The organism is Paractinoplanes atraurantiacus, assembly GCF_900215205.1.
Taxonomy (GTDB): Bacteria; Actinomycetota; Actinomycetes; order Mycobacteriales; family Micromonosporaceae; genus Actinoplanes; species Actinoplanes atraurantiacus.
In genome coordinates this window covers 450911-469736 of the sequence record NZ_OBDY01000003.1, presented here as the reverse complement: position 1 = coordinate 469736, position 18826 = coordinate 450911, and the positions used below count along the sequence as shown (strand labels likewise).

The following is an 18826-nucleotide window of genomic DNA, read 5'->3' as shown; positions in this document are numbered from 1 at the left end:
CGCGGTACCGGTCGGTAGCCTGGGCCCGTGGAGACCGACGTTCTTGGAATGCCCTATGAGCGGCACACGATCGACCTGGGTTCCGACGACGAGGGCGAGGTCATCGCCACGCTGGTGCGGCGGCGCGCGGAAAAGCCGCACAAACGTGCCGTTCTCTATGTGCACGGGTTCGTGGACTATTTCTTCCAGACCCACCTGGCCGATTTCTTCGTCGAGCAGGGCTGGGATTTCTACGCGCTCGACCTGCGCAAGTACGGCCGTAGCCTGCTGCCCCATCAGACGCCGAACTTCGCGCGCAGCCTCACCGATTACTACCCGGAGCTCGACGAGGCGGCCCGCATCATCCGCGAGGACGACGGGCACGATCAGCTGCTGGTCGCCGGCCATTCCACCGGCGGGCTCATCACGTCGTTGTGGTCGCATTCACGGCAGGGCCGCGGCATCGTCGACGGCCTCTTCCTGAACAGCCCGTTCTTCGACTTCAACGTGCCGTGGCTGGTGAAACGCCCCATCATGGCGGCCGCGATCGGCGTTTCCCGTCGCTCGCCGTACCGCAAAATCCCGATGGCCAATCTCGGTTTGTACGGGCAGAGCCTGCACACCGACCACCGTGGTGAATGGACATACGACCTGGCCTGGAAGCCCGTGCTGGGATTCCCGGTCACCACGGGCTGGCTCGAAGCCATTCGCCGCGGCCAGAGGCGCCTGCGGGCCGGCCTGGCCATCGACGCCCCCATCATGGTGGCCTGCTCGACGCGTTCATTCCACGGCCGCGCCTGGCACGACGACCTGAGGACAACGGATTCCGTGCTCGATGTCGACCACATCGTCCGCTGGGCGCCGCGCCTGGGCCCGCGAGTGTCGATCGCCCGTTTCGACGGCGGCATGCACGACCTGACCCTTTCCGGCAAAGAGGTACGCGTCGACGTCTTCCGCGAACTGGGCCGCTGGGTCGACGCCTACCTCCCGCCGGTCGGCACGCCGGAGATCGAGGTCCCCCCGGCTCCGGAGGAGGCCAACAGGTGAAATAAACGAAGGCGCTTGCGAATATTGCACTTGGAGAGCAGACTTGCCTCCATGACGGCAACGACCCTGGCGGCGACGGCGCTGCGGCTCTCTGAGGCGGCCGCACGCCGGGAGAGCCCGGAACACGATTCCCTCAAGGCACTATTCGCGATTCTTTCCCAGGCAGACCGCGACGACGTACGCCTGAGGGCCGGCGATGACAGCGAGGTCGCCCTGCCCCCGCTCGTGGTCGACCTGCTCAAACAAGTGAGCGCCGTCCTCGACCGAGGCGACGGCGTGGCCGTGAGCGAAGTGGCCCGAGAACTCACCACGAGCGAGGCCGCCCGAGCGCTGGGCGTGTCCCGCCCGACGCTGATCGGCCTCCTCGACAGGGGCGAGATCAGCTCCCACAAGGTCGGCACCCACCGCCGCGTGCCCCTGCCCGACCTGCTCGCCTACCGCCGCCGCCGGGTGGCACAGCAGCGAGAGGCTTACGAGGCTCTGATGGCCGACCAGGATGACCTTGGCATCTACGAGTGAATCGACTGTCGCTTGAGGACTCCGAGTCGTAACGTGGGCGCGTGCTGCCAGTGCCGCTGCGCGTCTTCCTGGACGCCAACGTCCTTTACTCACGATGCCTGCGGGACTGGCTGGTGCTGATGGCGCTCGACAGCCACTACACCGCATACGAACTGAGGTGGAGCGAAGCCGTACTGGCCGAAGCCTTCTATCATCTTCGTCGCGCCTACCCCGAGGCACCAGAACGTCGCATCGAGCATTGGCGCGACCAACTGGACAAGCAGTTCCCCGAGGCTAAGGTGACCGACTGGGATCCTCAGGCAGTCCCTCGGCCCAGGGACGCGAACGACCACCACGTGCTGGCCGCCGCGCTCGCCGGCGAAGTCGACATCCTGGTGACCAACGACGGCGACATCGACGACTTCCAGCGATGCCTGGACCATGTCGAAGCTGGTGTCGACGTTCAGCATGTCGACGATTTCTTTTGCATGATGGCCGACCGCCACACCAAGTTGGTTCGAAGGCGCTTTCTGTCCCAGGTCATGTATTGGCAGCGCCGCGACGAGCTGACCGAGGAGGCTGCGGCGGACGCGGCCATCGACAGCCTGGACAAGGCCGGAGCCGCGCGCTTTGCCTTCCTGCTCAGAACGGATGAGCGGTTTCAGGTCTGGTGAGCGGCCGGAATGAGGGGACCGAGCGGCCTCTCGGGCATAGACGTTCCGGTCGGTTTTGACGGGACGCCTGGTTACCCCCGGGTTGCGGTCGGCAAGATAGGCTGTTGGCCCACGCGCTCGTAGCTCAGCGGATAGAGCAATGGACTTCTAATCCATCGGTCGCAGGTTCGAATCCTGCCGGGCGCGCCAAATATCCCTCTGAGCTGTGCAAATGTGCTTCACAGGTCAGTGTGGCCGGCCCCTCCAAGGTGGCGAACCGGGCGGCCGCGGTCAGGACTTTCTCTTGCCCTCCGACCTCGATCGCGGAGGGCTTGCCGCCGCGTTTTCGACGGCTGGGGCCCGTCATTCAGTGCGGCCAAGGAACGAGGCGAAGCTTCGGGGCTGTGACATGGATCTTACTGTCCAAGCGGTCAGTACGAGCTAACTTACTAACCGTCTGGTCATTAAGACGGAGGTTTCCGTGGACGCTCACGCTGGGGCTCCTCAGCCCACCTGGGGACGTGTGCTCTCTCTTCTCTGGTTTCCCTTCTTCTTCGCTGCCGTCATGTCGTCGGTCTACGTGATCGGCATCGGGCATCCGGCGCCTACCGCTGTGCACCTCGGGGTCATCGGGGCGGCGCCGGCTCATGTGCCCGCCGGGGTCGATGTGCGGGCGGTCAGCGACATCGGGGGTGTCAAGACCGATGCGCTGGCCGGGGTCTACGACTCGGGGACACAGACGTTGTACGTGTCCACGGCCGGCAGCAGTACTCGCGCCGACTACTTGACGGCGGTGCTTCACCCGGCGCACACGGTCGACGTCGTGGCGACCTCCAGTGGGGATGTCACGGGTGTCGGACTGTTCTTCTACGGGCTGCCGCTGCTGCTCGTCGGCATGATCACCTCGTTCATGATGTTGCAGTTCGGCATGTGGCCGATGCGCCGGAAGCTCGTCACGATCGCGGCCACCGGGGCTTTCGCCAGCGTCTTCACCTTTGCCGTGGCCTCCTGGCGTGATGTCATTCCGGCCGACTGGTGGCTGCTCGTCTACGGGTTCCTGCTGACCCAGGCCATCGGCTGGATCACCACCGCCCTGCCCCGGCTCGTCAAGCAGTTCACGATGCCGGTGGCCATGACCTTTGTGCTGCTGCTGGGGCTGCCCACCTCGGGCGGCACCGTCAACGCCGACATGCTGCCGACCGGGCTTCGGTGGCTGCACGACGTTCTGCCGTTCGGGCAGTTCATCGAGGTCGCGCGGTCGAGTGCCTACTTCGGCAACCACGGCCTGGCCAAGCCGCTGACCATCCTGATCGCCTGGGTGGTCGTCGCCGCCGCGCTGCTCGCCTGGGCCGCCCGGCCGCCGAAGCCGGTCGCGCCGAGCGTTCCGCAGTTTTCCACCGAGCTGCACGGAACCGTCCGGACCACGGCCGGCGTCCCGGTGGCCGGGGCGACCGTGCTCACCCTCGACGACGCCGGCCGCGAACTGGTCCGGACCACCACGAACGACAGCGGTGAGTACGCGGCGGCGAACGTCCGCCCCGGCCTGCACCACCTGGTCGTCACGGCCGCCCACCACGAGCCCGAGATCGTGACGATCGGCGTGCACGAGCGCCACGCCGAGCCCCGCGACATCACCCTGGTCGACTGGAACGATCCAGCCGGCACCCTGACGCCGCAGGAAGTCGACGAACGCCGCAGCCTCGTCGGCTGACCGGGCAAGGACGGCGGGCCAGACAGAGAGGGCGGCCGAGGAAAAAGGGCGGCCAAACAAAAAGGGCATAAGGATGGCCGGGCAAAAGGGGCAGAAGGGCGAGTCCGGGTCGGCACGACCCGGACCCGCGGCCGGAAGAAGCGGTCCTAGGTGGCCAGTGCCTCGGTCGGCGCCAGCCGGGCCGCTCTGATCGCCGGGTACAGGCCCGCGACCGCCCCGATTCCCACTGTCGCGCCGACGCCGCCGATCAGGGCCCACGCCGGCACGACCGTCGGCCACGTCTGGGTGATCGCGTATAACCCTGTGACCACGTACCCCAGGAAAACGCCCACGGCCCCGCCCAGCAGTGACAACAGCAGCGACTCGGCGACGAACTGGGTGCGGATCTGGCCCCTGGTCGCGCCGAGCGACCGGCGCAACCCGATCTCGGCCCGGCGCTCCAGCACCGAGATGACCATGGTGTTGGCCACGCCGATGCCGCCGACCAGCAGCGCCACCGCGCCCAGGCCGAGCAGCAGCGCCGTGAACGTGTCGTTCGTGGCCCGCCGGGCCGCCAGCGCGTCCGACGGCTTCGACACTGTGACCTCGGCCGGGTCGGCCGGGTTGGCCGTCGCCGCCAGCACCGCCCGTACCGCCTCCACCTGCGCGTCCACCGATCTGGTGTAGACGGTCGTCGGATGGCCGTCGAAGCCCAGATACGTGCCTGCCGCTTTCCATCCGACCAGCACCGATTGGTCGATCTCGGGCGCCAGCGGCACCGGCTTCAGCACCCCGGCCACCGTCCACCAGCGGCCGTCCATCCAGACTGTCGGCGGACTGCCGAGCCTGCGGGCCGCGGCCGAGCCGAGCACCACGACCGGGAAACGGCCGGTCGCCGCGTTCAGCCACGTGCCGGAGGCCAGCGATCCGCCGACCGTCTCCAGCAGCGCCTGCTCGGCCGCGAGCACCGCGATCCCGTTCGTCTCCCCCGACGGGATCTTGTCGGTGCGGTAGACCGCGCTGTCCGCCACCGCTCCGGTCGCGGTGGCCGCGAGCACCGGGCCGATCCGGCGGATCATCGACACCGACTCGTCGGGCAGGGTCGCCTCGTCGCCGAACATCGTCTGGCCGGGCGCCACGGTCAGCATGTTCGTGCCGAGCGCCGCCAGCTCGCGGTCGAGGTCGGCCCGGCTCGACGACGAGATGCCCACGACGGCGATCATCGCGGCGATGCCGATCGCGATGCCGAGGGCCGAGAGCACCGCGCGCAGCGGGCGCGCCCTCAAGCCGTACCCACCGAGGCGCAGGAGATCGGCCGGCCGCAACCGGGCGGGGTCGAGAGACATCAGACCACCCGCCCGTCACGCATCGGGACCTGCCTCGGCAGCCCGTCGGCGATCTCGTGATCGTGCGTGATCACCATGATCGTGGTGCCGGCCGCGTTGAGCTCGCGCAGCAGCTCCACCACGCCGGCGCCGGAGACGGAGTCGAGGTTTCCGGTCGGCTCGTCGGCCAGCAGCACAGCCGGGTCGCCGGCCACGGCACGGGCGATGGCCACCCGTTGACGTTCGCCGCCGGAGAGCTCGTGCGGACGGTGCGTGAGCCGGTCACCCAGGCCGACCCGGACGAGGGCGGCCTCGGCGCGCCACTCACGCTCTTTCTTGTGTACGCCTGCGTAAAGCAACCCGTCCGCGACATTCGCCACCGCGTCGCGCCCGGGGGCCAGGTGGAACTGCTGGAACACGAAGCCGATCCGCCTCGCCCGCAGCGCCGACAGCTGCCGGTCGGACAGCGTCGCCACGTCGTGGCCGTCGATGCGCACGGTGCCGTGGGTGGGCCGGTCCAGCGTGCCGATGAGGTGCAGCATCGTCGACTTGCCGGAGCCGGACGGCCCGACGATCGCGACCAGTTCGCCGTACTCGACGGCCAGGTCGACCGAGCGCACCGCCGTGACCCCGCCCGGATACGACTTGCTGACGCCGGCCAGCTCGATCACCGCGGTCATGACGGGACCACCACCCGCGTGCCGGCCTGGAGCCCGCCGCCGGAGACCTCCACCTCGCCGCCGGCGAACAGGCCGGTCTTCACCGCGACGACGCGGGTGCCGCCGTTCTCGGCCACCTCGACGCCGTAGCCGCCCTCGGAGAGCGCGAGCAGCGCCGCCACCGGGACGGTGAGCACGTTCTCCCGCTGCGACGAGACGAAGTCGACGGTCACCGCGGCCTCGTCGAGGCCCTGGGGCGACTCGGCGAAGGCGACCGTCACCTCGATCTTGGTGGTGTCCTCCTCGTTGCCCTGCCCGGTCTCGACCACCGTCTCGACACCGGTGATCTTTCCGTTGACCTCGCTGCCGTCGGGCAGTGTGACGTCGACGGTCGCGCCCTTGCGGGCCAGCCGCTGCGCGTCGACGTCGAGCGTGACCGTGGCCAGCATCGTGGTGCCGGTGGTCTTGAGCACCTCGGTGCCCGGCTGAACCACGGCGCCCCGCTCGGCGCTGTGCGAGTCGACACGCACCTGGCCCGAGGCGTAGTGGATCTGATCGGTCTCGACCGTGCCCGTCTCGTCGCGGCCGAGATCGTCCTGCCACTCCTCGACCGCGTCCGCGGTGGCCGACGTGTATTCGTCGTCGACGGTGAAGCCGCGGTAGCCCAGCGCCCACAGGTTCTTCTCGAACTGCAGGACGTCGCTGCCCTCCACGCCCACCCGCAACGTGCGGTAAGCGGGCAATGCCCCGTACAACAAGGAAACGGGTTTGTTGTCGATCTTGTAGAGGGGTTTGCCGCGGGTGACCGTGCTGCCGGAGGCCGCCAGCGCCGTCACCGTGCCCTGTCTCCCGGCGGCGATCGAGGAGGTGTCGCCGTGGCCGAGTGTTCCGTCGTGCGACTCGCTGTCGACCAGGGTCTTCTTCGCGACCTCGGCCGTCTCCGTCGGCTTGCCGGTGGTGGTGCCGTCGTTGCTCTCGGCCGGCGGCAGGTTGAAGACCGTGACCGCCGCCGCGACCGCGCCGACCGTCAGCACGCCGGCCACCACAGCGTTGCCGCGCCGGCTCATGCGTCAGTCCCCTCGGCGTGGCGCTCCGTCGAGGCGCCCTCCGGCACGTACTTCTCGCAGGCCTTCTCGGCCTTGTCGAAGGTCGGGTCGCCGGGACCGGTGCCCAGCTTCCTTCCGTCGATCGCGATGCTGCCGTCCGGTTTCGGGTCGGGGAAGTTCGGCACACCGTTCTCGCGCATGCACTTGGCCATCTGCCGGGCCTGCTCGAGCATCTCGGCGTCGGGCTTGAGCCGCTCGCCGCCGTTGGGGGCGAACGCCTTGCAGGCCTCCATCGCCTTCTCGAGCTTGTCCGGGTCGAAGCCCTTGGGCGTCTTGATGGTCGTGCGCCCGCCCGGCTTCGGGTCGGGCCACCAGGTGACGCCCTCCTTGCGCATGCACTGCGCGTGCTTGAGGGCCATGTCCTCGTCGGGTACCGCCGGCGCGCTCGAACTGGCCTGCGCTGCCGGGCCGCCGGACTGCGCGGTCGCCACCCCGGGGCTCTCGCCGGCGGCCGGGGCGCACGCGGCCAGAGCCATCAGGAAACCGGCCGTGATCAGCTTCGCTCCTCGCATCGTCAACCTCCTCCGTGTCGCTGTCACGAGAGGAAGTAGAGCGAGGGGCGTGTTTCCCGGCCGTCACGAAAAAACGTGACGCCCAGGTGACGCTCCGGCGCGAGAGGATGGGCCCATGCGGATCCTGGTGGTCGAGGACGAACCGCTGCTCGCCGACGCGGTGGCGCAAGGCCTGCGGCAGGACACCCACGCGGTCGACGTGGTCTACGACGGCGCGGCCGCCCTGGAACGGGTCGGCGTCAACGACTACGACGTGGTCGTGCTCGACCGCGACCTGCCGGCCGTGCACGGTGACGACGTGTGCCGCGCGCTGGTCGAGCGGCAGGGCGACACCCGGGTGCTGATGCTGACCGCCGCGGCCGGCATCGACGACCGGGTCACCGGGCTGTCCCTCGGCGCCGACGACTATCTGCCCAAGCCGTTCGCCCTGCGCGAGCTCTCGGCCCGGGTCATCGCGCTCGGCCGCCGGTCCCGGCCGGCCGTGCCCCCGATCCTGCGCCGCGGCGGCATCAGCCTCGACCCGCATCGGCGCGAGGTGCACCGCGACGGGCGGTACGTGCCGCTGTCGCGCAAGGAGTTCGCCGTGCTGACCGAGCTGCTGCGCGCCGACGGGAGCGCGGTGTCGGCCGAGACGCTGCTCGAAAAGGCGTGGGACGAGAACGCGGATCCGTTCACCCACGCCGTACGCATGACGATCCTGAAGTTGCGGCGCAAGCTGGGAGATCCGCCCGTGGTGCTCACCGAGCCGGGAGTGGGGTATCGGATCGCATGAGACTGACCGTCCGGGGCCGGCTGACCCTCGTTTATGGAGGGTTGTTCGTGCTGGCCGGGCTGGTGCTGCTCGGCGCCATGTACGTGCTGGTGTCGCAGCGGCTGCCCACCGCCGCGGCGAAGTTCGAGGCCACCGAGGTGCCCGTGCCCGGCGAGCGCTTACAGGTGCAGCAGTTCATCGAGGGCACCCGCGAGGGCACCCTGCACACCATGCTCACCCAGGGCGCGATCGCGCTGGCCGTGGTCAGCGCGGCCGCGATCGCGCTCGGCTGGCTGGTCGCCGGCCGCATGCTCCAGCCGTTGCAGCAGATCACCGCGACGGCCCGCCGCATCGCCGACGCCCCCGACGCCGACCAGGGCCTGCACGAACGGATCGCGCTGACCGGCCCCAAGGACGAGATCAAGGAGCTGGCCGACACCTTCGACATCATGCTGGCCCGGCTCGACCACTCCTTCGACGGGCAGCGCCGCTTCATCGCCAGCGCCTCGCACGAGCTGCGGACCCCGCTGACACTCAACCGGACCCTGCTGGAGGTCGCGCTTTCACGGGAGGAGGCATCCGAGGAGGTACGCCATCTCGGCCGCACCCTGATCGCGATCAACGACCGGCACGGGCGGCTGATCGACGGCCTGCTGCTGCTCGCCCAGTCGGAGCGCCCGATGACCGAGCGCTCCTTCGTCGACCTGTCCGACATCGTCGACCACGTGGCCGTCTCCGACACGGTCAAGGTGGTGACCTCGCTCAACGAGGCGCCGGTGGCCGGCAACCCGGTGCTGCTGGAACGCCTGGTGCAAAACCTGGTCGAGAACGGCGTGCGGCACAACGTGCCCGGTAACGGCTGGGTGCGGGTGGCGACCGGCACGCTGGCCGGCCGCGTGCTGCTCGAGGTGAGCAACTCCGGGCCGGTCATTCCGCGTTACGAGGTGCCGGGTCTTTTCGAGCCGTTCCATCGGTACGGGACGGAGCGCTTGCATTCGCCAGGAGCGGGGTTGGGGCTTTCCATCGTACGGGCGGTGGCCCGCGCCCACGGCGGCGAAGTCCGCGCGGAGGCCCGCCCCGAAGGCGGTCTGGTCGTCACGGTGAATCTGCCGCGGGCCTTCTGAGCTCGTCGTACAGGGCGGCCGCTCGCTCGTCGTCCCGGTCCGCTTCCGCGGTGTGGCCGAGGAGCCGGTGGGCCCGGCCCAGCCCGGCGTGGGCGCGGGCCAGCAGCTCGCGGGCGCCGATCTCCTCGGCGATGGCGCGCGCCTCGGTGTGATGGGCCAGCGCCTCGGCCGGATCGGTCACGGCCTCGCCCAGCCCGTTGAGGACGGCCGCCTCACCGTCGCGATATCCGGTCTCCCGGAAGATGGCCAGTGCCTGGCGGTGGTGGCCGGTGGCCTCGGCGTCGCCGCGCCTTGTGCCCAGCATGCCGAGGGCGTAGAGGGCGCTGGCCTCACCCGTACGATCGCCGAGCTCCTTCTGAAAGAGGGCCAGCGCCTCGAACAGATGCTCACCCGCCGGCTCGTAGCGGCCGAGCTCCGTCTCCGCCTCGCCCAGACTGATCAGGGAGCTGCCCTCGCCCATCCGGTCGCCGTTGGCCCGGCAGAGGGCCAGGGCCTGCGCGAAATGCTCGGCCGCCTCGTCGTGGCGGCCCAGCGTCTGCTCGATGTAGCCGACCCGGGCCAGGGCGCGGCCCTCACCGAGCGGGTCACCCGACTGTCGATAGAGGACCAGCGCCAGCCCGAAATGATCGGCCGCCTCCTGGTAGAGGCCCAGCTGCGTGACCACGACCCCCAGGTTGAGCAGGGCCCGGGCCTGGCCGACGGCATCGCCCGTACGCCGGAAAAGCTCCACCGCCCGTCGATGGCTGTCCGCGGCCGCCTCGCCCTGGCCGAGGCGCCACAGCGCGGTGCCGAGGTCGGTCAGCGCGTGCCCCTGCCCGGCCAGGTCGCCGCTGCCCTCGGCCGCCGAATGGGCCAGGCCGTGCACGGTGACGGCGTCGTGGTTGTGGCCGCCGTTAAGATAGCGGAACAGGATGCGGGCCAGCCCGGTGGCATGACCCGGCCAGCCCTCGCCGGCCATGTGCGCGGTCACCGCGACCAGGGTGGCCCGCTCGGTGTCCAGCCAGTGCCGCGCCGACCCGGCATCGGCGGGCCGGGCGGTCAGGATGCCGCTGGTGGCGACCCGCGGCCGGCGGTGGGCCTCGACCGGGTGCAGCACGTCCATCGCCTCGGTCGACGCGGCCAGGTAGTAGTCGAACAGCTTGGTCAGCGCGGCCCGGCGCTCCCGCGGACTGTCCTCGTCCTGACCCTTCTCGACGGCGTAGGCGCGCACGAGGTCGTGGAACGTGTACCGGCCGGGCGCGGACCGCGAGAGCAGATGGTCGCCGCACAGACCGTCGAGGCGGCCCTCCACCCGGTGCGGCTCGTCGCCGGCGAGAGCCGCCACGGCGTACGCGTCAAGGTCCTGACCTGGATGCAAGGCGGCCAGCCGCAGCAGACGCCGTTGTTCGGCGGGCAGATCGCGGTAGGACAGGTCGAGGGCGAGCTCGACCCCGCCCTCGAGCTGACGGCGCTCGTCGAGCCGGTCCGCGTGATCGGTCAACGACCAGCCCGGCGTGGCCCGGATGTGCCCGGCGACCAGCCCGAGAGCAAGAGGAAGATAGCCACAGCGCCGCGCGATCCGGGCCACCGCGTCGGGCTCGTCCGGCCGTCCCAGAAAAGCGGCGGCCTCATCGGCACCGAACACCTTCACGCTCAACGTGTGCAACCCGGCCAAGCTGTGCCGGCTGGTGATCAGCGTCAGACACCCCGGTGCGCCGGTGAGCAGCGGCCGCACCTGCTCGACGTCGGCCGCGTTGTCGAGCAGGACAAGGGCGCGCCCGCATTTCTCGCGGAACACCTCGGCCCGCGCCGCGACCGCATACGGAATCTGCCGCCCCGGCACCCCGAGAAGCCGCAGCAGAGCCCCCAGCACAGCACCCGGATCGGCCGGCGGCTGCCCCGGATCGGGATGGAACCCGCGAAGGTTGACGAAGAGAACCCGCTCGAACCGCTCCCTGAGCAGATGCGCCGCCCGCACAGCCAGCTGCGTCTTGCCGACCCCAGCCATCCCCGTGATCGCCAGATGCCCCGTACCGGCGCTGACGATCCGGTCGAGCTCCGCCGCCCGCCCGGTGAACCCGGCCAGCTCCGGCGGCAGCCGATCCTGCACACTGACCCGGGCCGCGGCCTCGGCCTCCCCACCAACGGCCCGCAAGGCTCGCCGCCACCGAGCCACATAGTCCTCGTCGGGACAGAGCGCCCGCACGATAGCCAGCACAAGGTCGTTGTCGAGCCGCCGCCGCCCCACCCGAAAACAGTCGACGACAGTGGACCGCCGGGCTTGCCCACCGACCCGCTCAGTCAGCACTTCAAACGACGGCTCCCCGGCCCACCTCTTGAGCACGCGAAGCCGCCCGACGAGCTCATCAAGCCCACCGGCAGCCCCAGGTTCAGGCGGCGGTTCCCCAGAGAAGACCACAACTGACCCTACCGACGGCTAGGCCAAGGCAGGGACTTCCGGTCGATCCATTCCAGACGAGCTGGAAGCGACCTGTACGGCAACTCTCCTCCCATCCATGCGAACCGTTCACTAGCCCGTGGAGACGGCGTCACCGCATGCCCCAGGCAGCTCATGAGCTAACGTCGCGAATCGTGGACGCAATGAGTTCTGGAACGGCCGACAACGCTCCTTGTAGAAGTTGCTCGATCGGAACGGCATGTGGGCTGCGGTCGACGTTGATGTATGTAGCCCACTCGGCTGACTGGTAGCGCGCCAACATCGATAGCGTGTAAAGCACCGCCCACCATGTCATGAGCGGATGCATCGGGTGCTTGTTAGAGCCCACCGCAGGCACAAGATAGAAGCTGCTATACGCCCCGCTATGTCTGGCGGCGATCGCCTCGAAGTACGCGCGGCGTGCCTGCTCGTCGACCTTGCGGCCATCGTCGACCATGACGTGGAGCTCGACTTCGCCCCGCCCATTGGCATAAAAGCTTACTGCCGGATCAGCGCCCGGGCGGTCGTTGGCTTTGACGTATGAATATGCGCCCAGCATCGGATACGCCCGTAGGTACCGTGCGAGATCTTGACCGAGAGAAGCCGACGCGGCCAGCTCCGTCGGTAGATCGCACAGGGCGAAGGTCAAGAGTGGTAGCGCCTGCTCATAGCGGTCATACTCAAGGCGGTGCGCTTGCCGGCGATCGGCACTCTCTCGCAGTGGCCAGTCGAGTGCCTGTGGCAACGCATCCCAGAGCGCAGCCAGTTCGACGGCGTCAGCTTGTTTGTCCCAAATGGGTGACCCGAGAACATTGGAGAGACGGACGAAGCTTCCTCGAGACCCCTCCGCAAACACTCGGACCGCCGGCAGCGCCACTGTAAGTGGACCATGGTTGATCCCGTGTCCCATCAATCGCCAGTCGTCGCGGACAGACTTCGCTGCGGCGACGATTGCTCTTCCAGCCTGGCTCAGCCCGTAGTACAGCAACAGTGGAGCCGTGGCAGAGCCAACGGAAGACGCCGCCTTGAACAGCTGTTCCGACTGTTCCAGAGCTGCTACATAAGTCGCACGTCGCTCGGAGTCGTTAAGCGTCGCGACCGGCGGATCCGAGCGGCTGGCTCGCAGAATCGCCCACGTCGTCGAGTTGTCGTTCGATGTAGACACAAACTCATGTTTCTCCAGGCCAGTGCCGTCGGCCAGCCTTTTTTGCCGGAAACCGGAGTACAACCAGCTCGCAAGGAGCCCGGATCCTCTCACAGCCCTGCTCGCGGCCCACCGAACACATGCCGCGCGGCCGTCAGAAGACGGTGTAGCCGCCGTCGATGACCAGGATGGTGCCGGTTATGAAAGAGGCGGCGGGTGAGCACAAGAAGACCACGCTGGGCGCTATCTCGTCGGGGGTGGCGTATCTCTGCTGCGGGGTGTCTTCGATCCACATTCGCTGAAACTCGGGGCGGTCGACCGGGGCCATCTCCGTCTTGACGTAGCCGGGAGCCACCGCGTTCACGCGGATGTTGTGGGGGGCCCACTCGGCGGCCAGGGACTTTGTGAGCTGGTGGACCGCTGCCTTTGAGGCGTTGTACGGGGCCTGCATCTGGGGGCGGTTGACGATCAGGCCCGAGATGGAGCCGATGTTGACTATCGCGCCGCCGCCCGTGTCGCGCATGTGTCGGCCGGCGGCCAGGCTCACCTTCCAGACGGCTCGGACGTTCAGGTCGAAGACCTGCTGCCACTCTTCGTCGGGGGCGTCCCAGGACGGGTTGTGGAAGCAGACGCCGGCGTTGTTGACGACGATGTCCAGGCCGCCCAGGGTGCGAGCCGCCTCGTCGACTGTGCGATCCACGTCGTCGTCGCGGGTCAGGTCGGCCGTGATGGCGTACGCCTCAATGCCTGAAGCCGCGAGGCGCCGCACCGCGCTTTCGTTGGCCGTGGCATCGCGGCCGGCGAAAGCCACCGCGGCGCCGCACGAGGCCAGCGCCTCGGTGAACGCGAAGCCCAGGCCCCGGTTGCCGCCGGTGACCAGAGCTTTCCTGCCTTCGAGGGAGAAGGCCGACAGGCCGGTGGCACTCAATGATCGACCTCCGTATATTTGCTGGCCAACTTCGGTGGCTAGTTTGCGGCGCATGGCGAATGTGGATCGGCGCACCTTCCTGCAGCTGCTGGGCATCCCCGCGGTCGCCTCGGCGATGCCGTCGAGCCTGGAAAAGGCTCTGGCCATCCCCGCGGACCACCGCACCGGGACCATCCAGGACATCGAGCATGTCATCTTCCTGATGCAGGAGAACAGGTCGTTCGACCACTACTTCGGCACGATGCGGGGCGTACGGGGGTTCGCCGATCCGCATCCGGTGCGGCAGGGCAACGGCAAGTCGGTGTGGCATCAGCGCAACGGCGACGGCGAGCTGCTGCCGTTCCGGCCGGAGGTGCCGGATGTGGGCGCGATGTTCCTGCCCGACCCGCCGCACGGCTGGAACGACACGCACGCGGCCTGGAACGGCGGGCGGCACGACCGGTTCGTGCCGAACAAGGGCATTCAGACCATGACCCATCATGTACGGGCCGACCTGCCGTACCACTTCGCGCTCGCGGACGCGTTCACGGTCTGCGACAACTACTTCTGCTCGCTGCTCGGCTCGACCGACCCCAACCGCTACCACATGTGGACCGGCTGGGTCGGCAACGATGGGAAGGGCGGCGGTCCGGTCGTCGACAACGCCGAGGCCGGGTACGACTGGTCCACCTATCCGGAGCGGCTGGAACGCGCCGGTGTCTCGTGGAAGATCTACCAGGACACCGGGATCGGCCTGACCGCCGCCGGGTCGTGGGGCTGGACCAGCGACCCGTTCATCGGCAACTACGGCGACAACTCGCTGCTCTACTTCCACCAGTACCAGAACGCCGCGCCCGGCAGCCCGCTCGCCGCCAAGGCGAAGACCGGCACCGAGATCACCCAGCTCGGCCGCGACCCGGAGCAGCTGCTCAGCGATTTCCGGGCCGACGTCGAGAGCGGCCGGCTGCCGAAGGTGAGCTGGATCGTCGCGCCCGAGGCCTACACCGAGCACCCGAACTGGGGCCCGCACTACGGCGAGTGGTACGTCTCCCGCGTCATCGACATCCTGGCCGACAACCCGCAGGTGTGGAGCAAGATGGCCCTGATCGTCACCTACGACGAGGAGGGCGGCTTCTTCGACCACCTGGTGCCGCCGACGCCGGGCGAGTCGACCGTGCCGACCACCAACGAGATCTTCCCGGGCAGCGCCAACCATCCGGCCGGACCGTACGGCCTGGGCATCCGCGTCCCGACGATCGTGGTCTCGCCGTGGACCCGCGGCGGCTGGGTCAACTCGCAACTGTTCGACCACACGTCGCTGATCCGGTTCCTGGAGAAGCGGTTCGGCCTCATCGAAACGAACATCACCCCGTGGCGGCGAGCCGTGGCGGGTGATCTGACCAGCGCGTTCGACTTCACGAACCCGAACCGGCGGTTGCCCGAGCTGCCGGGCACCGCCGATTTCAAGCCGACCGAACTGACCCGCCGCCCGAACGAGGTGCCGGTGCCGCCGGCCGATCCGGAGCTGCCCGGGCAGGAGCGCGGCGTACGCCCGGCTCGCGCGCTCCCCTACCGGCTGCACGCGGACGGGAAGGCCGGCCCGGACGGCTTCACGATCGACTTTCGCAACACCGGGCGCGCGACAGCGGTCTTCCACGTGCACTCGGCCGATCCGGCTGTGGCGCCACGGACGTACACCGTCGAGCCTGGAAAGCATTTGACCGGCGCCTGGACCGGCACGCCCGATCTGGAGGTGCGCGGCCCGAATGGCTTCTTCCGCCGCTTCCAGGGCACGACCGCCGTCGAGGTGCGCGCGACCTGCGACGATCACCGGCAGACGGTCACGTTGAAGATCCGCAATCACGGCACCGCGCGCGCCGACGTCTCCGTCACCGATCGCTACACCCACAAGACGGAGCGGTTTGCCGTACGGGCCGGAGCGAGCCGTTCCGTCGAACGGCCGGCCGCCCGCACGCGCGGCTGGTACGACCTGACCGTGACCGGCGCCGGCTTCGAACGCCGCTACGCCGGCCACCTGGAGAACGGCGAGGAGAGCATCAGCGACCCTGGCATGGGCGGCCTGGTCTAGGTTGCCCGGACAGCCTGCTTGACGAGCGGAACCAGGGCGGGGGCCACGCTGAGCTGACGCACACCCGAGGCGAGCAGGCGCGGTACGGCCTGCTCGTCGGCGGCCACCTCGCCGCAGACGGCCACCGGGACACGGTCGCCGGCGGCCCGGCACAGCAGGTCGATCAGCTGGGCCACGGACGGGTCGAGGCCGGTCGACAAGGACATGAGCGCGGCGTTGCCGCGCTCGGCGGCCAACGTGTACTGCGTCAGGTCGTTGGTGCCGACGCTGAAGAAGTCGGCGTACGGGACGAAGTCGGCGGCCCGCAGCGCGGCGGCCGGAACCTCGACCATCATGCCCACGCGCAAGTCGGCGGGTCGGCCGGAGCCGGTGCGAGCCAGGGCCTCGTCGAGCATCATGCGGGCCCGGCGCAGCTCGCCGACGGTGGTCACCATCGGGAACATGACGCTGATCGGGGCCTCCCGCGCCACGAGGGCGATCGCCTGGAGTTGCGCGGCGAAGACCGTGGGATGCGCCAGGGAGAGACGAAGACCCCGTACACCCAGGAAAGGGTTGGCCTCGGGGGGCGCCGGCAGAAAAGGCACAGGCTTGTCGCTGCCGGCGTCGAGCGTGCGAAGGGTGACACGGCGGCCGTCGAAAGCCGCGGCGATGGCGCGGTAGACGGCGAGTTGTTCGTCCACATCGGGCGCTGCGGTGCGGTCCTGGAAGAGGAACTCGGTGCGTACGAGGCCGGCCAGGTCGGCGCCGTTGGCCGCGGCGGCACGAGCCTCCTCGACCGAGCCGACGTTGGCGCCCACGGCGATCGGCACGCCGGTGGTTGTCACGGCGGGCTCGATGGCGCGGGAACGGGCGGCCTGGCTCCGGGCCCGCTGTTCGGCGGCGCGGGCGCGGAAAGCATCGAGGACAGCGTCCGCAGGGGCGACGGCTATCTCGCCGGAGCCGCCGTCCAAGGCGATCAGGGTGCCGTCGCGGATGTCCAAGACCTGAGGGCCGGCGCCCACGACGGCGGGGATGCCGCGGGTGCGGGTGAGGATCGCGGCGTGCGAGGTGGGGCTGCCGGCGGCGAGGAGAACGCCGGCGATGCGGGTGGGGTCGAGGGTGGCTGCCTCGGCGGGGGTGAGGTCAGCGGCGATCAGGACGCCGTCGCCGGCGAGGGTGGGTGCGGGTGCGCCTACGAGGAAACGCAGGACCTGGTCGCCTACGGCGCGGACGTCGGCGGCGCGGCCGCGCAAATAGGGGTCGGGGAGCGCGTCGAAGTCGGCGGCGATGGCGGCGACGGCCTGTTGCCAGGCTTGGGGTGCGGGGTGGGCCTGGCCGATCAGGGTGCGGGCCTCGGGGTCGAGGTCGTCGAGCAGCAGGAGGTGGGCGTCGAAGATGGGGTCGGAGATGCGGGTCAGCTCGCGGCGGGTTTGGTCGAGCGCTCGGTCGAGCCGTTGCCGTTCGGGCTCCACCCCGAGCGACGGCACGTCGGGAACATCGATCGGCACAGCACGCAGACGAGCCGCCGGCCCGATGGCCACACCCGGAGAGGCCGCCCCGGCCACAGCCCCCGCCCTCCCTTGGGGGCCCCCGCCAGCACCATTCTCGCCCGCCGAGCCAAGATCCTGCGACGCGCCTGTGGACAACGCGCGGCCTGTGGACAACCCCGACCCGGAGCCGGCCACCGCCGCAACCCGGGCAACCGCCTCCTGCGCCTGCGCTCCCGAAGCCCGTACCTCCACCTCGTGCCCTTGCAACACTCCCAGTGTGGCCACCTTGGACAGACTGGACGCCGGCACCCACCCCGACCCCGTGGTCGCGTTACGCAGCTCGACCCGCGCGTCGAACGACCGCGCCTCGCCCACCACACGGGCCGCCGGCCTCGCGTGCAACCCGTGCGGGTCGGTCACCCGCACTTTGGCGGATGGTCCTCCCTGCGTACCCTCAGTAATTTGATCTTGCTCGGTAACGCCGAGGTGAGACTCTTTGCCCGCCAGACCCGCAAGAGCCTCCGCCGCCACCTCCGAGCGCCCAGCCCCCGACGCCGCCGCGACCGCCGCCGCCACCAGCCCTTCCACCAGCGGTCCCGGGCACAACACCACCCGATCCCGCACGTCGGGGTCGAGCAGTTCCAGCGCCGTCTCCGCCGACAACACCGCGCTGCCCAGGTCCATCAGCACGACGACACCGTCTCCGTCGTCGGCCGCGACAACCGCCTCCATGATCGCGACCGCGTCCGTTCCGTACGTGTCCTCGTCGAGCCCGGCCGCGATCTCCACCTGAAGCGGCCGCCCCCGCGTCATCTCCGTGGCGAGAGCGACCGCCGCCCGGGCCAGGGGGCGGCTGTGACACACCACCACCAGGCCCGTCATCAGGCCTCCAGCGCCTTCAACAGCAGCGTCACCGACGTCGCCCCGGGGTCCGCGTGACCGGCGCTGCGCTCGCCCAGATAGCTCGCCCGGCCTTTGCGCGCCACCATCGGGATCGTCGCGTCCCGCCCCTGCTCGGCCGCGCGCACCGCTTCCTGCACGCTGCCGCCTCCCTCCAGGGCTTCCACCGCCGGCCGGAGCGCGTCGACCATCGTCTTGTCCCCCGGCTCCGCCTTGCCCCGGGCGACCACCCCGTCGAGCCCGGCCCGCAGGACCTTGCCGAGCTCCACCGAGTCGCCGGCCGCCGCCGCCATTCGCAGGAACGCCGTCCCGTAGAGCGGCCCGCTCGCCCCGCCGACCTTGCTGATCAGCGTCATGCCGACCTTTTTGAACAGCGCCGACGGCGTCTCCGGCGGTTCGGCGTCCAATGCCGACACCACCGCCGTGAGCCCCCGGTCCATGTTCACGCCGTGGTCGCCGTCCCCGATCGCCGAGTCGAGCTCGGTCAGCAGTTCCTTGTTCGCCGCGATCAGCCTCGCGAACTCCCGGATCCACGCGGTGAGCGCCGCCGTATCCAT

The 18826-nt window shown here is 69.7% G+C and carries 16 protein-coding genes and 1 tRNA gene; 8 read left to right on the top strand and 9 right to left on the bottom strand.

The window, feature by feature from the left end; genetic code table 11:
- Nucleotides 1-27: 27 nt before the first annotated feature.
- The 5 genes from CRP55_RS11480 (at nucleotide 28) to CRP55_RS11460 (ending at nucleotide 3888) form a co-directional block, all read left to right on the top strand.
- Nucleotides 28-1026 (top strand): alpha/beta hydrolase, encoded by a 999-nt coding sequence (locus CRP55_RS11480; RefSeq protein ID WP_179855126.1) that lies wholly within the window; start codon nucleotides 28-30, stop codon nucleotides 1024-1026.
- A gap of 51 nt (nucleotides 1027-1077) precedes the next feature.
- Nucleotides 1078-1545: a helix-turn-helix domain-containing protein gene (locus tag CRP55_RS11475; protein ID WP_143234558.1), complete on the top strand. Its 468-nt coding sequence runs from the start codon at nucleotides 1078-1080 to the stop codon at nucleotides 1543-1545.
- Nucleotides 1546-1586: 41 nt separating this feature from the next.
- Nucleotides 1587-2198 carry a PIN domain-containing protein gene (locus CRP55_RS11470; RefSeq protein WP_097319797.1) on the top strand — a complete coding sequence of 204 codons (612 nt, stop codon included), beginning with the start codon at nucleotides 1587-1589 and terminating at the stop codon, nucleotides 2196-2198.
- 113 nt (nucleotides 2199-2311) lie between these two features.
- Nucleotides 2312-2387: transfer RNA gene (locus tag CRP55_RS11465), tRNA-Arg, on the top strand.
- A gap of 355 nt (nucleotides 2388-2742) precedes the next feature.
- A complete protein-coding gene (locus tag CRP55_RS11460) occupies nucleotides 2743-3888 on the top strand; it encodes a carboxypeptidase regulatory-like domain-containing protein (protein ID WP_097319796.1) in 1146 nt (381 codons plus the stop codon).
- 146 nt (nucleotides 3889-4034) lie between these two features.
- On the opposite strand, the gene CRP55_RS11455 is transcribed toward CRP55_RS11460, so the two are convergent.
- Genes CRP55_RS11455 through CRP55_RS11440 form a run of 4 tightly spaced genes read right to left on the bottom strand, consistent with a single transcriptional unit; the run spans nucleotide 4035 to nucleotide 7469 of the window.
- Complete coding sequence (locus CRP55_RS11455; RefSeq protein ID WP_097319795.1) at nucleotides 4035-5213, bottom strand: ABC transporter permease; 1179 nt, start codon at nucleotides 5211-5213, stop codon at nucleotides 4035-4037.
- Nucleotides 5213-5863: an ABC transporter ATP-binding protein gene (locus tag CRP55_RS11450; protein WP_179855132.1), complete on the bottom strand. Its 651-nt coding sequence runs from the start codon at nucleotides 5861-5863 to the stop codon at nucleotides 5213-5215. Before CRP55_RS11450 ends, CRP55_RS11455 begins: the two co-directional genes overlap by 1 nt.
- A 5-nt stretch (nucleotides 5864-5868) precedes the next feature.
- Nucleotides 5869-6918, bottom strand: a complete 1050-nt coding sequence (locus CRP55_RS11445) for a peptidoglycan-binding protein (protein ID WP_097319793.1) — start codon at nucleotides 6916-6918, stop codon at nucleotides 5869-5871.
- Nucleotides 6915-7469, bottom strand: coding sequence for a hypothetical protein (locus CRP55_RS11440; protein WP_097319792.1), 555 nt, complete (start codon nucleotides 7467-7469; stop codon nucleotides 6915-6917). Before CRP55_RS11440 ends, CRP55_RS11445 begins: the two co-directional genes overlap by 4 nt.
- Nucleotides 7470-7584: 115 nt before the next feature.
- On the opposite strand from CRP55_RS11440, the gene CRP55_RS11435 reads away from it, so the two are divergent.
- Entirely contained in the window at nucleotides 7585-8241 is a 657-nt protein-coding gene (locus CRP55_RS11435; RefSeq protein WP_097319791.1) for a response regulator transcription factor, read from the top strand.
- Nucleotides 8238-9344, top strand: a complete 1107-nt coding sequence (locus CRP55_RS11430) for a sensor histidine kinase (protein WP_097319790.1) — start codon at nucleotides 8238-8240, stop codon at nucleotides 9342-9344. Before CRP55_RS11435 ends, CRP55_RS11430 begins: the two co-directional genes overlap by 4 nt.
- Here the strand turns inward: CRP55_RS11430 and CRP55_RS11425 are convergent.
- The 3 genes from CRP55_RS11425 to CRP55_RS11420 all read right to left on the bottom strand — a co-directional run bounded on the left by CRP55_RS11425 (nucleotide 9316) and on the right by CRP55_RS11420 (nucleotide 13832).
- The gene (locus CRP55_RS11425; RefSeq protein ID WP_097319789.1) at nucleotides 9316-11571 is read right to left on the bottom strand and encodes an ATP-binding protein; all 2256 of its coding nucleotides are present in this window, start codon (nucleotides 11569-11571) and stop codon (nucleotides 9316-9318) included. The two genes, CRP55_RS11430 and CRP55_RS11425, sit on opposite strands and share 29 nt — an antisense overlap.
- Nucleotides 11572-11893: 322 nt before the next feature.
- On the bottom strand, nucleotides 11894-12988 hold the full coding sequence (locus tag CRP55_RS52055; protein ID WP_143234554.1) for a YaaC family protein: 1095 nt from the start codon (nucleotides 12986-12988) through the stop codon (nucleotides 11894-11896).
- A 70-nt stretch (nucleotides 12989-13058) separates the two neighbouring features.
- On the bottom strand, nucleotides 13059-13832 hold the full coding sequence (locus CRP55_RS11420; protein ID WP_245922927.1) for an SDR family NAD(P)-dependent oxidoreductase: 774 nt from the start codon (nucleotides 13830-13832) through the stop codon (nucleotides 13059-13061).
- A gap of 52 nt (nucleotides 13833-13884) precedes the next feature.
- On the opposite strand from CRP55_RS11420, the gene CRP55_RS11415 reads away from it, so the two are divergent.
- Nucleotides 13885-15900 (top strand): phosphocholine-specific phospholipase C, encoded by a 2016-nt coding sequence (locus CRP55_RS11415; RefSeq protein WP_097319787.1) that lies wholly within the window; start codon nucleotides 13885-13887, stop codon nucleotides 15898-15900.
- Here the strand turns inward: CRP55_RS11415 and ptsP are convergent.
- Complete coding sequence (gene ptsP, locus CRP55_RS11410; protein ID WP_097319786.1) at nucleotides 15897-18251, bottom strand: phosphoenolpyruvate--protein phosphotransferase; 2355 nt, start codon at nucleotides 18249-18251, stop codon at nucleotides 15897-15899. The two genes, CRP55_RS11415 and ptsP, sit on opposite strands and share 4 nt — an antisense overlap.
- Complete coding sequence (gene dhaL / locus CRP55_RS11405; protein ID WP_097319785.1) at nucleotides 18251-18826, bottom strand: dihydroxyacetone kinase subunit DhaL; 576 nt, start codon at nucleotides 18824-18826, stop codon at nucleotides 18251-18253. Before dhaL ends, ptsP begins: the two co-directional genes overlap by 1 nt.